Source organism: Nostoc sp. DSM 114167 (genome assembly GCF_052692655.1).
The window spans coordinates 3,248,158-3,261,318 of record NZ_CP195116.1 but is presented as its reverse complement, the minus strand read 5'-3'; the positions used below and the strand labels follow the sequence as shown (position 1 = coordinate 3,261,318).

Sequence of the window (13,161 nt, the reverse complement as noted above, 5' to 3'; positions counted from 1 at the left end):
CTTGAAAATCAGGTATATAGCATTAAAAAAGATATATTTAATAATTGATTAAGACCAATTGAATTTTTAATTTAAGTGCTATCAAGACTTAAATTATATAATATTTATTTGCAAGCAGGATTAAAAACTAAAAGTACTCCGCAGAATGCCGACAGTAACTGAGTCACTATCTGGTGTGTTACCAGGCTGGATAAGATGAATTATTCCTGGTGTAATGCTAATATTATCTGTTAACTGAATACGATAAAATGCCTCAATTTGAGTGGTCGTGCCTGGTTGTCCACCTGCTCGTCCTAAGCCTGTATTGATAAAATCAGGGACATTATTTCCTACAGGTAAGTCACTACGAGTGATTTTAGGAGGTTGACCAACATAAATTCCTCCTAAATTTCCTTTCTTCAATAAATCAGGGAAATTCAGAAACAGCATATAATTTGTTGTTTCTACACTTCCCGACTGCCCAGGAATATAAGATTTAGTATAACCACCCCACGCACCTGCGCTAATGCGGGGAGAAATTTGCCAAGTAAGAGTTGCACCCACGGCGTTAGTTTGTAGCGGTGCTGATTTTCCGGTAGTGGTATTAACTGTAGTTAAGCATTCATCACCAACAAAGGTTAGCAAACAACCATCTGAAGCGTAATTGTTAACGTAATATAAACTTAAATCTAGAGTATTAGTTGGTGTCAGCAGTAATTGCACACCTGTAGTGGTGGTTCCATCAAATAAACCGCTACCTTTACCGGGATTTCCTGGTTGATAACTAGTATAAATTGCCTGCAAACTAGCGCGTTTAGCAAATTGCCAATCAATAGCTATACCGCCGTGACCATATCCCATATTTAAAATTGGGTTTCTTTGGGAAAAATAAGATAATGGCCCTGTTGCAGCGCTTTCTACCCGATTGGGGCCTCGGAAAGCAGCTGGCATACTTACGCCTTCTGTTCCTACCATTACTGCTAATTTATTTGTCACCAGCCAATGAAAATTTAGGTCACTTACAATTAAGCTATCTGTAGGAAATTCGTAGCCAAGTAAAACATCATTCCGAGAAACACTATTGGTAAATCTAGGCGCAGTTGTTCCGTTACCATCTAAAAGACCTGTAAACAAGTAACTACTGGGAGTGATTTGACTAGTTAAATACAGCTGCGCCAGGGAAATAACATTAATATTTGTCCCTGCATCATCTGTATCCTTTTGTCCATCTCTAGGATTAACATCACCACGATTGTTAGTTCGTCCTTGAATACCAACTATCAGTAATCCACTGAGTTTAGTTGTTGTTGAGAATTGGTTGGCTTCAATTTCAGCAGTTTTGGCTTCTAAATTATCAACACGACTCCGCAAAGTTGCTAATTCAGGGGCAAATTCTGACTGTAATTTTTGTAATATTGCTAAATCTTCGCGAGTGACTAAATCGTTGGTGGCTGTAGTGATTAATTCGTTGACTCTATCTAAACAAGCGTTTACACCCGCAGCAAATTCATACCGAGTTAAGGCGCGATTACCGCGATAGCTGCTATCTGGATAGCCGGCTATACAACCATAGCGTTCCACCAAAGACTGTAAGGCTTGGAATGCCCAATCGTTGGGTTGTATATCCTTGAGTTGAGATACCGATGTAACTTGGGCCATCGGTTCTTCTGGGGAAATGGAGGAGGATGAGGGAATAATATTATCGCCCTGAACTCCTATTTCCTGAGTGGTTTCTGGATTGATGTATTCTTGTGCTAATGCTTTTTGTGCAACTCCATTTACTCCCACAATTAGTAACCATGCGAGCATCCAGGTTTTGCGATAACTGCGGCTAATAAGTCTACCTTTCAATTTTTTACACTCTGCTCACATACTTAAGTGAAGAGTGTATGCGCGATTGTCTAGGGTTCACATGGGGACATTTACGGATTTTGCCCCAAATTAGACTTAATGCTTCTGGGCAACTTTTGCAAGGGCGAGTATAACAGGGTATTGGGTATTCGGGACTGGGGACTAGGAAAAAGTTTCTCAATCCCTAATCCTCAATTCTCTAATCCCGAATCTATGGCAAATCGTTCACGCAAGCTGAAGCCAAAAGCCTCTAAACCAAATCAACCTCATGCTGGTGCGATGAAACGCGTCGCTAAAAAACCCCAGAAAAAGCTAAAACGAGGAAGTTGGTTGTCATCAATATTAGCGATGCCTACGGCGGCAGGCTACGCAATTATCTTAAGTAGTGCTAGTCTAATTATGGCTTTTGCCTGGATTAGTGTTCTCTTCATTTTCAATCCAGACGAGGTAAGCTGGCTAAATAAAATTTTACCTGCATGGGCACAAATCCCCCTTGGTAAGCACGAACGTCCCCAAACTCTCAAACAAATTAAACTCGATTTGAGTAAAAAAAACCAAATATTTGGGAAAACCCTGCCTTTAAATCAGGATGTGAAAACTTCATTTTTACTACCAGTTTTTCAACAACGTGCTAATTGTCAATCTGATTGTGAAGAACTTGTGGAACTCAGGGTTTACGAGCGCTCAGAAGAGTTAGAGTTTAAATCTCAGTCAGAAAGTTACTATTATCTAGCGACTCAATTATCTATAACTGGTCCAGATGAATCCTTTGTGATTTCTTCTTTGCTTGATGGAACTTCAGAACCCCAGGATATCAGTATTCCCCTACCTTTAACTGAAGTGCAACGCTTTGAAGGTAAGACACCATCATCAGGGGTTTGGTTTGATTTGCGGGGTAAACGCCAACAAGCAACTGATACGATCCGCTACGGTTATGTCGTATACTACAATCCAGAACGCACCAATTTACTACAAATGTTGTCTTGGACTAGTCCTAATGGACAATTGCCGAAATGGCAGCAGGTAACTGGTGATGGTACAAAAGAGTTAGTTATCGATCAAACAGTAGGTTTAGAACCGCACTTACAGGTTTACCAAGTCAAGCCTTTGAAGTTATTCCTCAAACCAATTCAATTGGAGGCGATTAGCCTCCAATCATCGACCTTCAAGGATTTTGGATACCAAAGTGCCTTGTCAATTGCTCGTAGCGGATTGTGGACACCAGCCTTTGAATGGTTGAAATTCATCAAGAAACAGCGCAAAGGAGTTTTACCAGAAGCGGCGCAAGCACAAATGGATTTGATTCGCTTGCATTCTCAATTTACTAAAACCCAAGCCCAGAAAATTTGGGCAAGTCCTAGTCAAGAAGTGCTAGCAGATTTGATTGATGGTCGTTGGGAGAAAGCGTTACAGGTGTTTGAAACCTCGCCACATAATGCCCAAGAAATTGCTACTCTACTCAAAGCTGATGAAAAACGGTTATGGAATCGCACAGTGGCGGCGTTGCAGGTGAACCCAAATAGACGAGAGGTGCAAGCTTGGTTCGCGTTAATTTTAGCAGTTCAGCGAGGAGAAGAACACGCTAATTCTTGGTTAAAAGCGCAACCAAAAATTACAAAAGAGAATCTTGCCTATATTCAAGGTCTATTATCAAGACTCAATGGTAAGGGAACATCGCAAATATCCTCGACTCACCCTAGTCAGATTGTTGGTACGGTGCAACCAATTGCTCAAGTTACCAACACCGAATGGCTGCAACCAAATTCCCCAGCAGATTTGAAACTTACGGATAACCAAGTTTGGTATCAGGTGGAGGTAAGTGCATTTAATGACGGGAAACGCTGGCTAAATTTTCCTTTTGAGAATTTCAACCCACCAAAAACTGACGCCGCCAAATTTTTCTGGAAAACTTTGGGAATCAGTTCTGACCCGGAAATCCAGATTGTAGTTTGGTTGCCAAATGGAGAGCAAAAAATTACTATAGCCGCTATCAAAGCGGTGCAACTACGGGGTAAAGTTTTGCGCCTATTAGCTGCTGGGCCAAAAATTCCAGATAATCAAAATGATGTTCTCCAACCCAAACCTTTAGCTTTGACAAATGCCGCATTGGAATGGGTGCAACCATCTCCTATTACTTTACGAGAACTGCATCAACAAAATCCCCAAGGGGTGAAGGTAATGCTATCGAGTCTGTGGCAATCTTTACAAAAATCCGGTGAATTTCCGGTTAGTGCTATTCCTAGCTTTGAACAGATGCAGGAAAAATTGGGTGATTGGCCCGTTCAAGTGATTGATTTAACAAATAACGCTCAACCAGAAATAATCTTGACTATCTCACCAGAAGCAATAGCATCCTTAAGTCAGGGGACATCTGAAATTCAGGGAGAAAACACAGAGCAGCGCCGCGATCGCACTATAATTTTGTCTGATGCAAATAAAGTTATTTACACTGATTTTACAGGAAATTACTTACAAAGACTCTCTGCGATCGCCAAGATTTCAGGGGTGCAATCCTTAGCTTTACTGGTAGAAAATGCTCATAACTACAGTTTGAGGCGCTGGTCAGATAAAAATCAGCGCTTTGAATAACGCACCCCTGACTCAAATTTCCCCATTACTCAAATTTAAATTAAAGAGGGGAAAAGCGTAGGCGTAGCCCTTCTCCTGTCGGAGACGCTGCGCGTAGCTTGCTTCCACGAAGTGGTACGGCTGCGCTCAGGAACCACCCGTCGTAGACATCGCTATCTAGAAGACTGACTTATTCTTCTTTTTGGTTGGTTTCGGCTAGACGTTGGTGCTTCAGGTTTTCCAACTGCTGCAACAAAGAGTCTACCTCTGCTTGTAAATGCATCAATTTAGCTTGCTGATCGTCTTGATAATAAGACTTGGTTAACTTACTGACCCAGGCAGTCTGGGACTCGCGATCGGAAACACTAGATAAATAAGTAGGCATCGTTAATTAAATCCACTATTTAACTCACACCATTAGAAATATTATAATAATGCTCTTTTAAGCTTTATTAAATAATTGTATATTTTCAATCAATTACTCTAATGGATTTTGGGTTCAATCATAAAAGACGGTGATTATAATGGCTGTGTTCCAAAAAAACACTGACTCAAGTGTGTAAAGCATCCTTCCACGGGAAGGTACTTAAGAATAGTTAATTTATACTCTGTCTATTATGGTTGTACAAATGATTATCGCTGTTTTTGAGGAATTTACGCAAGAAATTATATGTAGACTATATCAAGAATTATCCTAAATCATGAAAAAATGTAGGGCGAAGCACTGGCACTTGGTGCAGTCTCTCGTAGAAAGGGAGGTGGAAGGCTAACATCAAAAAGAGACAGCCTCTTAAGTATTTTCCTATCTTCACTAAAACACATAGAGTAGGAAAATACATAGATATGATTGAATAAAATGATTCACCAAATGCGACTAAAACCACGGATAAAGAAGAGTTTTAGAGAGTTATGACGTAAGTCTGATATAGAAATCAGGTTTAATTCGGAGAATTTATTTCTATAGACAGGGAACACAAAATAAAAAATAGGATAAACACGTACTCAGTCTTGTTCAAAAATCAAATAAGAGTCCTATAGATTTACAGATGATTTTTTACCTTGTCAGTCTCCTCTGAGGTAATTTGTTGAACCGAAGTCGCCGTGGCAGTTTATGATAAATTAACGTTCTAAATAAAATAGTCAGTGAAACGCTTGCACCACAAAAAATAATATTCTTAACAAGATTCTTTGGGATTAGGAAACTCTGAACAGCCAGCTGGTAACGAAAAATCTACTTTCTTCCTGTTTCCCATTTTGCGCTTCCCGATCCCACACTTTCTAAATATCCAATCCTTACATTAAGAAATTTTAAATCCCGTGACTTTGAGCCTGTCTGTTGCTACATCTCATCGCCAACCCTGGCCTGGACTGATAGAAGCCTATCGCGAATACTTGCCTGTCAGCGAAAAAACACCGATTGTGACTCTGTTGGAGGGTAACACGCCTCTAATACCAGCGCCAGCGATCGCAGAACGCATTGGCAGACAAGTACGGGTTTTTGTAAAATATGACGGTCTTAATCCCACCGGCAGCTTCAAAGACCGAGGGATGACTATGGCAATTTCCAAGGCCAAGGAAGCAGGGGCAAAAGCAGTCATTTGTGCCAGCACGGGCAACACCTCAGCCGCCGCCGCCGCTTATGCCAGACGCGGAGGTATGAATGCTTTTGTACTGATTCCCGACGGTTATGTAGCACTGGGCAAATTAGCTCAAGCATTGTTGTACGGTGCAGAAGTATTGGCAATTAAAGGTAATTTTGACCAAGCTTTAGAAATTGTCCGCGACATGGCCGAAAGCTATCCGATCACTTTGGTGAATTCAGTTAATCCCTACAGACTAGAAGGACAGAAAACAGCAGCCTTTGAAATTGTCGATGCATTGGGTGATGCACCAGACTGGTTGTGTATTCCCGTGGGCAATGCGGGAAATATCACAGCATATTGGATGGGATTTTGTCAATATCATCAAGCCAGAAAGTGCGATCGCTTACCCAAGATGATGGGATTCCAAGCCGCAGGTGCAGCCCCTTTAGTCCACGGTCAGCCAGTGGCGCATCCCGAAACCCTAGCGACAGCAATTCGGATTGGCAACCCTGCAAGTTGGGAGTTAGCGATCGCAGCCCAAACCGCCAGTCAGGGAAATTTCCACGCCGTTACCGATGCCGAAATTCTCGACGCCTATCGACTTTTGGCAGCATCAGAAGGTATCTTCTGCGAACCTGCTAGCGCCGCTTCTGTCGCTGGGTTGTTGCAGGTGAAAGACCAAATTCCTACAGGAGCGACAGTGGTTTGTGTCCTCACAGGCAATGGTTTAAAAGACCCAGATACAGCTATTAAACACAATCACAGTCAATTTAAACAAGGTATCGCAGCAGAACTGGGCGCAGTAGCTGAGGCAATGGGATTTTAGGGCATTGGGTGTTAAGAGTGCTGAGTTAGGAGTTAGGAGTTAGGAGTTTTATTTATCTCCTTGTCTCCCTTGTCCCCTTGTCTCCTTCATCTCCCTCACTCCCTCATCTCCCTGCTCCCCTGCTCCCTGCTCCTGCTCGTTCGCGCGTCAGGCTATCAATAGCATCACCCAATGCAGTAGTAAGGCTATTGCGGGTTTGGGCATGATTGTCCTGCTCAGTTTTCAAAGCTTGCAAGAGGCGATCGCGTTCTTTAATTGCGGCGATCAGTTTAGCTTGCAAGTCTTCCACAGATTTTAGCTGTTCTATTTCTTGTTGGATAGTTGCTGGTGTCCCAGCAGCTAGTGTGTCTATTTCAAGACCTTGGAGTTTATGCAGTTCTGCTTTGAGAGAAGCGATCGTCTGTTGGGAAAGTTGAGTATCTGTACGGCGTTGTTCTGCTTCTGTGTTGTAAAGCTGACGCCATTTTTGGGCACTTTCCCAAGCTGTATCGCGCTCGTGTTGAAGCTGTGCCATCTGCTCTTTGATTACCTGGATTTCTGTCAACCACTGTTGTGTTAAATCTTGATTCATACATTAATAGTCATTAGTCATTGCTCAATGGTCATTAATTAGAAACTCTTGACTCAGTATTCTTGCGGTAGAAAGTATAGATGCGATCGCTACGCAAAATTTAGCACAGTAGTTAATAAACCCAACCAGTTTTAACTCTAAATTATGCCAAAGCTTCGTTTTTTTCGCTTCTTTCGCCACCTCAATTGGCGCACGATTAAAAAAACTTTTTCCAGAACAATCGAAAGGCGACTTTTTGGACTCGCCTCGGAAATCGCCTTTAATGCCATGCTATCGCTGTTTCCAGCAATTCTTGCTATCATTACAGCCATTGGCTTATTGGCAGAATCTTTACAAAACACCTTTAAACAGCTGGCGGCACAAGTAAGTCAAGTCTTACCCGAACAAGCTCTGGATCTGATTCGTGATTTTGCTACCACAGAAATTACTAACTCCAAAAACAGTGGTTTATTTTCTCTAAGCTTTGTATTAGCAATTTGGACTGCTTCTGGGGCGGTGAGTACTGCAATGACAGCCCTCGATCAAATCCATCAAATTCCTCCAGAAAACATCCGTCCTTTTTGGAAAGCCAAGCTTGTCTCTCTGGGATTAACAGTTGGTACTATGTTGCTTTTAGTATTGGCTTCTTTCTCAGTGTTTACTAGCGACTGGCTTTTGGGAATAGTAGTGCGGGAAAATAGTTCTTTAATCTTTTTGTTGCATCTTTGGCTACTGTTACGCTGGCCTTTAGCTTTAAGTATTGTCGCTGTCGCTTTTGGCTTTGTCTATCGCTATGGCCCAAGCAAGTGGAACTCAGGCACGCCAATGATGCCTGGAGCAATTTTAGCAGCTGTTTTTTGGGCAATGTTGTCTGCCCTATTTCGGCTGTATGTGGCGAATTTTGGCAATTATAATAAAGTATATGGTGCTGTAGGAGCAGTGATAGTTTTAATGCTCTGGCTGTCAATGAGCGCTGCTGTTCTGTTAATCGGCGATCAGTTGAACGTAACTGTCGGCGAAGATATGCGCTTAAAAGCCCAGCCGCAATCGCAAGTCAAATATTAATTCGTAAATCCTTGAGAAAATGATTGCAAAAGCTCAGTAGGGGAGTAAAATATCTAACGATTCAATACAAAGTTAGCGATCGCCTCCATGCCTGATTCTCCTGCTCGATTTCCGATGATTGAACCTGATGCCAAAGCACCCACCTTGAAGCGCCTGCGTCAGCTAAGTCGGCTGCTGGATAATATTATTACCATTCCTGGCACAAAGATTGGTTTTGGTTTAGATCCAATTTTAGGACTCATACCGATTGGTGGTGATTTTTTGGGAATAATGTTTTCTAGCTACATTATTCTAGAAGCAGCACGGCTAGGCGTATCTAGAGCCACTCTAGGTAAAATGGTTTTGAACGTAATCATTGATGGCTTGGTAGGCGCTGTCCCAGTTTTAGGAGACTTTTTTGATGTTGCCTGGAGAGCTAACACTAATAATATCAAGCTCTTGGAAGAATACTTAAAGTTTCCTAGCGAGCAAAAGAGTGCAAACAGATGGTTTATCTTTGCCGTTTTGGCTGGATTATTGCTCATCTCCATTGTCTTAGTAGCATTGCCTGTGATCCTAATTAGAATCCTGTGGAACGCCTTTACAGGCGGTTAAATTGTTTATTGATAAAAGAATGAAAGATTGGTGGCAAGCTACTTTTCCCAAAGGGCGGCAAAGTTTAGTTATTAGTGACGCTAAAGGGTATCCTGTACAAATTGCTTATGGCGAAAGAGGTAGAGGTAAACCGCTCATTTTATTACATGGTATGGGGAGTTGGAGCTACAATTGGCGGCACAGCGTAGCAGCATTATCTAAATATTACCGAGTAATTTGTTTTGATGCCAAAGGTTTTGGTTTTTCCGAAAAACCATTGTCTCGTAAAGAACACAACGGTCATCAAGTTATTGAATTTCAAAGAATTATTCAGGCATTATGTGATGAACCCGCAGTCATTGTGGCAGAATCTTTAGGGGGATTAGTTGCCCTTGCTCTTGCTCAAGAAAACCCGCAGTTAATCGGACGGCTTATAGTAGTAAATGTACCTGTTTTTGCCGAACAGCTACCTCATTGGTCTATGTGGTTGCTTGCCCAAACGCCCTTAGAAATAATGCAAACAATTGACTCCTTACGTCTGGCATATTTGTTTGCACCTCTATTTAAAGAAGTTATGGCAATAGAAAGACGTAGGGTATTATTCGATCCCTCAATTTTAACGCAGGAAGATATCTATTGGATAACTTACCCGTTTACTGAATTGCCTGGTACGATCGCAAAAGTTGCCGAAGAGTTACAAATAGCCGCGCGAGAAATTGAGAATTGGCAAGCAAATAAGCCCAATATGCTCACCAAAATTCAAAATAACCTGAGTGCAATTAAGTGTCCCACACTAGTTTTGTGGGGTGAGCAAGATAGTTGGTTTCCTGCTAGTCATGGTCAAAAATTACATCAACATATCCCCAATTCCAAATTACAGATTTTATCTAACTGTTGTCATGATGCCTCAACAGGGGCTTCTGCGGTGTTGAATAAAACGATTCTTAAGTTTTTACAAGATACTAATTTTTAAAGAAGAAAACAGATACGCCAGAATTCAGTAATATTAATCCGGTGATTCAGACGCTCTCTACTTCGCGCAGCGTGTTGCAGATAGACGATGCGCGTAGCTTGCTTTTGTGCAGGAGTGCTACTGTTGCGCTATATACCAGTTGCACAAAATTCATTCTGACTCCTGAATCCTGACTCCTGAATTTTGTTTTGATAAAAAGAGAGTGGGAGGAAGCATATCAGTCAGCTTTCAAACTCCCACTCTATCATTTGCTGCTGAAGTGAACAGGAATGTATACAGACGTTACCCCTATTGGGGGCTAATGCGTAGTTCAACAACGCCTGCACGCATTTAATATTCCTGTTGCAGCAAATGCCAAACCTAATTATTGAACTTATTTACTGAGATAAATCCTCTGCAAATAATTGTTATAGATAGCTTTTTGTTTTTGTAAATCACTTAGTAAATAGTGTTTTACAAAAGGAATCCTCTTAGGTGGTAGCCCCTGATAATCAAACCCTTGAAGTCGTTTATCTTCATACAATTTAACTTGAATCGTCAAAAGCTGGTTGCCATTTTGGCAAGTTTTTAAATATCCTAATTGCTCATATCTAACTTTTTAAAAGCAGTTAAACCGCTATATAGCAAATTAATTATTCGTACATTATCTCGTTCCTAGTTTCAGATTGGGAATGCTTAATGAGAGGATCTACCTCCCGAACTCGCGGCAGAGCCACCAAGAGCAGCATTTCTAGCCAGAGGCTAGAAACGAGATTTTTGGCATACCGTGCCCCTACACCTTCAATACTTTTCGGATAAGCCTAATAATCTCTCTTTTGGTCTGGGAAAAGGTTAAAGGGGAAAGGGGAAAAGGTAAATTCAAACCCTTTCCCTTTCCCCTTTCCCCCTTAACCGAAAAGTATTGCCTACACCTTGCGATATGACCTCGTACCACATCTGAATGGAAAACGCTATAACAAGATTCCCGACTTCTTAAAGAAAGTCGGGAATCTAAGCCAAGCTAATTGGCAAAAAGTGTTAATTTAACGGGGTTTTACTTTACCGTAGTATTAATACTGGCGTAAAATAGCAGACAATGAACTATTTTTACGAAGATCCATCAATTCTGCTAAGGGTTCTGTGCGCGTATCCAGGTGGTGCTTGTGTTCTGCTGGGAGAACAGTTACCAGATGCTTTGTTTTCGGTTGCATCTGCATCAGGGGCATTAGTTGTGGCTGTGGCACAAAAATTGGCTGACTCTTGGGAAGATTTGGTTCCAATTTTTGGTAATGCTTCTGTGCCAAGCGTACCTGATGGCGATTAACCTGTTTTTGAACTTTTTGCGGTTGCTTGGTGCGGTTAAGCACTCGGAAAATCAGCAAAGAACCACCGCCACAGCTGAGAACGATCGCAGCAACCATCCATAAAGGTGTAGGATTGCTATTCTCAGAAGGCGGACTGATTGGTTCTTCAACTATAACTGGGATTTTTTCTGGTTCTTCTTGTGGCACGGGGCCAGCATTACCTAAGCTATATAAAGCAAAGGCACCACCTCCCATAAACATGGCTAAACACCCGGTTAACAATAGCCAAGGATGATGTGCAACCAGATATATCAGAACATTCGAGCTGTTTTTTAGTCTCGATTTCCTGTTTGTCAGCTCTGGAGTAGCCCTTTTTAATTGGGTTCGCTCGCGCTGTACACTCTGACTTTTTTCCATGATTACTTTCAGATTTGTACCCCTCTAGTGAATAAATTGTACTGGAGGAGTCAAGCATCAGGTATCCGTAACAAAATTTAGATTTAAGTAGCTTTTTTGTAAGACATAAGCTACCAAATCTGGCTAAATTTTGCCAAAGTTCTGTATTTATTGTGGCTTTTTACCGTAATAATCGGAAATCAGTTTGCTTCTTTGTTCTGTCAGCTAGGAGAATGCCTTTCAAGAGCAAGTTGAATTAACCGATCGACTAATTCTGGAAAGGAGACTCCACTCTGTGCCCAGAGTTGAGGATACATACTCGTTGCAGTAAAGCCTGGTAAGGTATTGATTTCGTTAATAAATACTTCTTGTGTTGCTTCCACATAGAAAAAATCTACCCTTGCTAACCCAGCAGCGTCAACAGCAGCAAAAGCTTGCAAAGCCATGTCCTGAATTTGACGAGCGATCGCCTCTGGAAGCTGGGCTGGGATCAGTAAATCTGCTCGACCCTCAGTATATTTAGTTTCATAATCATAAAAATCGCTGTCATAAGTAATCTCTCCAATGACAGAGGCTTGGGGTTGCTCGTTACCTAAAACGGCACACTCAACTTCTCTAGCGACTACCCCAGCTTCTACAACTAGTCGGCGATCGTAACTGGCAGCACTATCTAAAGCGGCTTCTAATTCTGGGCGCGATCGCACTTTGGCAATACCCACTGATGAACCCAAATTAGCAGGCTTGACAAAAGCAGGATAACCTAATGTTGCCTCAATTTCATCACACAGTTTCGGAAATACGCACGGATTAGACCAAACCTGCGATCTAGTTACCGCCTTGTATTTTACCTGTGCTAATCCTGCTTGCTCAAAAGCCATTTTCATGGCAATTTTATCCATTCCCATTGCCGAACCTAACACCCCAGAACCGACAAAAGGGACTTGCATCAAGGTGAGTAACCCTTGAATCGTTCCATCTTCACCGTTGGGGCCGTGGAGAATGGGAAACCAAACATCTACTTGGGCAACTTGAGAGGGAGATTGCCAATTGCTCAGAGTTTGGGCTTGAGGGTTGGATGTCAGATTTCCCTCAGAAGTTGATGCCGATTCCAGTAACGGACTGCCGGTTGCTAAAACCTTTTCGGGTGGTTCTCCTGCTAGCCAGCGGCCATCTTTTTGGATGTAAAAAGGCAATATTTCGTACTTACTAGCATTTTCCCCAGCACTCAAGGCGTTAGCGATCGCCCGTGCTGATTTGATCGAAACTTCATGTTCTCCCGAACGACCGCCAAACAGTAACCCCACCCGCAGCTTAGTCATTTTCGGCTCCTCCACACTTCTCAAGCAGATAGCGTATCACAACCTACAAAAATTGCCATATTTTTCTAGATTATTTTATCGAGGAAGGCAGGGGGAGCAGGGGAGAAGTTGCAGTAAGTTTTTCCCCTCTGCTTCTCAGCCCCCTGCCCCCTGCCTTTCAAGGACAGGCTTTTAGGCTTTCGATAAATAGTTGAG

General features: G+C 42.1%; 10 protein-coding genes. 5 read left to right on the top strand and 5 right to left on the bottom strand.

Annotation, left to right across the window (positions count from 1 at the left end):
* Positions 1-120: 120 nt before the first annotated feature.
* A complete protein-coding gene (locus NSTC731_RS13875; RefSeq protein WP_445631314.1) occupies positions 121-1,788 on the bottom strand; it encodes an iron uptake porin in 1,668 nt (555 codons plus the stop codon).
* Between the two features lie 255 nt (positions 1,789-2,043).
* Here NSTC731_RS13875 and NSTC731_RS13870 point away from each other — a divergent pair, with 255 nt between their 5' ends.
* On the top strand, positions 2,044-4,419 hold the full coding sequence (locus NSTC731_RS13870; RefSeq protein WP_445631313.1) for a hypothetical protein: 2,376 nt from the start codon (positions 2,044-2,046) through the stop codon (positions 4,417-4,419).
* A gap of 169 nt (positions 4,420-4,588) precedes the next feature.
* On the opposite strand, the gene NSTC731_RS13865 is transcribed toward NSTC731_RS13870, so the two are convergent.
* The gene (locus NSTC731_RS13865) at positions 4,589-4,783 is read right to left on the bottom strand and encodes a hypothetical protein (RefSeq protein ID WP_194041136.1); all 195 of its coding nucleotides are present in this window, start codon (positions 4,781-4,783) and stop codon (positions 4,589-4,591) included.
* A gap of 932 nt (positions 4,784-5,715) precedes the next feature.
* Between NSTC731_RS13865 and thrC the strand changes: the two genes are divergently transcribed.
* Positions 5,716-6,807, top strand: a complete 1,092-nt coding sequence (thrC, locus tag NSTC731_RS13860) for a threonine synthase (RefSeq protein ID WP_445631312.1) — start codon at positions 5,716-5,718, stop codon at positions 6,805-6,807.
* 103 nt (positions 6,808-6,910) lie between these two features.
* Here the strand turns inward: thrC and NSTC731_RS13855 are convergent, their stop codons facing one another.
* On the bottom strand, positions 6,911-7,378 hold the full coding sequence (locus tag NSTC731_RS13855) for a hypothetical protein (protein ID WP_445631311.1): 468 nt from the start codon (positions 7,376-7,378) through the stop codon (positions 6,911-6,913).
* 144 nt (positions 7,379-7,522) lie between these two features.
* On the opposite strand from NSTC731_RS13855, the gene NSTC731_RS13850 reads away from it, so the two are divergent.
* The 3 genes from NSTC731_RS13850 to NSTC731_RS13840 all read left to right on the top strand — a co-directional run bounded on the left by NSTC731_RS13850 (position 7,523) and on the right by NSTC731_RS13840 (position 9,968).
* Positions 7,523-8,422, top strand: coding sequence for a YihY/virulence factor BrkB family protein (locus NSTC731_RS13850; RefSeq protein WP_445631310.1), 900 nt, complete (start codon positions 7,523-7,525; stop codon positions 8,420-8,422).
* Positions 8,423-8,509: 87 nt separating this feature from the next.
* Positions 8,510-9,016, top strand: a complete 507-nt coding sequence (locus NSTC731_RS13845; protein ID WP_445631309.1) for a DUF4112 domain-containing protein — start codon at positions 8,510-8,512, stop codon at positions 9,014-9,016.
* Between the two features lie 19 nt (positions 9,017-9,035).
* Complete coding sequence (locus NSTC731_RS13840; RefSeq protein WP_445631308.1) at positions 9,036-9,968, top strand: alpha/beta fold hydrolase; 933 nt, start codon at positions 9,036-9,038, stop codon at positions 9,966-9,968.
* A 1,049-nt stretch (positions 9,969-11,017) separates the two neighbouring features.
* On the opposite strand, the gene NSTC731_RS13835 is transcribed toward NSTC731_RS13840, so the two are convergent.
* Together NSTC731_RS13835 and NSTC731_RS13830 are read right to left on the bottom strand one after the other, a co-directional pair.
* A complete protein-coding gene (locus NSTC731_RS13835; protein ID WP_445631307.1) occupies positions 11,018-11,668 on the bottom strand; it encodes a hypothetical protein in 651 nt (216 codons plus the stop codon).
* A gap of 200 nt (positions 11,669-11,868) precedes the next feature.
* Positions 11,869-12,966, bottom strand: coding sequence for a D-alanine--D-alanine ligase family protein (locus tag NSTC731_RS13830; RefSeq protein ID WP_445631306.1), 1,098 nt, complete (start codon positions 12,964-12,966; stop codon positions 11,869-11,871).
* Positions 12,967-13,161 lie beyond the last annotated feature (195 nt).

Excerpts from the sequence above, each read along its gene's own strand:
- NSTC731_RS13835 (WP_445631307.1), bottom strand. The coding sequence starts at position 11,668 with ATGGAAAAAAGTCAGAGTGTACAGCGCGAGCGAACCCAATTAAAAAGG.
- NSTC731_RS13865 (WP_194041136.1), bottom strand. The coding sequence starts at position 4,783 with ATGCCTACTTATTTATCTAGTGTTTCCGATCGCGAGTCCCAGACTGCC.
- NSTC731_RS13870 (WP_445631313.1), top strand. The coding sequence starts at position 2,044 with ATGGCAAATCGTTCACGCAAGCTGAAGCCAAAAGCCTCTAAACCAAAT.
- NSTC731_RS13875 (WP_445631314.1), bottom strand. The coding sequence starts at position 1,788 with ATGCTCGCATGGTTACTAATTGTGGGAGTAAATGGAGTTGCACAAAAA.
- NSTC731_RS13855 (WP_445631311.1), bottom strand. The coding sequence starts at position 7,378 with ATGAATCAAGATTTAACACAACAGTGGTTGACAGAAATCCAGGTAATC.
- NSTC731_RS13840 (WP_445631308.1), top strand. The coding sequence starts at position 9,036 with ATGAAAGATTGGTGGCAAGCTACTTTTCCCAAAGGGCGGCAAAGTTTA.
- NSTC731_RS13830 (WP_445631306.1), bottom strand. The coding sequence starts at position 12,966 with ATGACTAAGCTGCGGGTGGGGTTACTGTTTGGCGGTCGTTCGGGAGAA.
- NSTC731_RS13845 (WP_445631309.1), top strand. The coding sequence starts at position 8,510 with ATGCCTGATTCTCCTGCTCGATTTCCGATGATTGAACCTGATGCCAAA.
- NSTC731_RS13850 (WP_445631310.1), top strand. The coding sequence starts at position 7,523 with ATGCCAAAGCTTCGTTTTTTTCGCTTCTTTCGCCACCTCAATTGGCGC.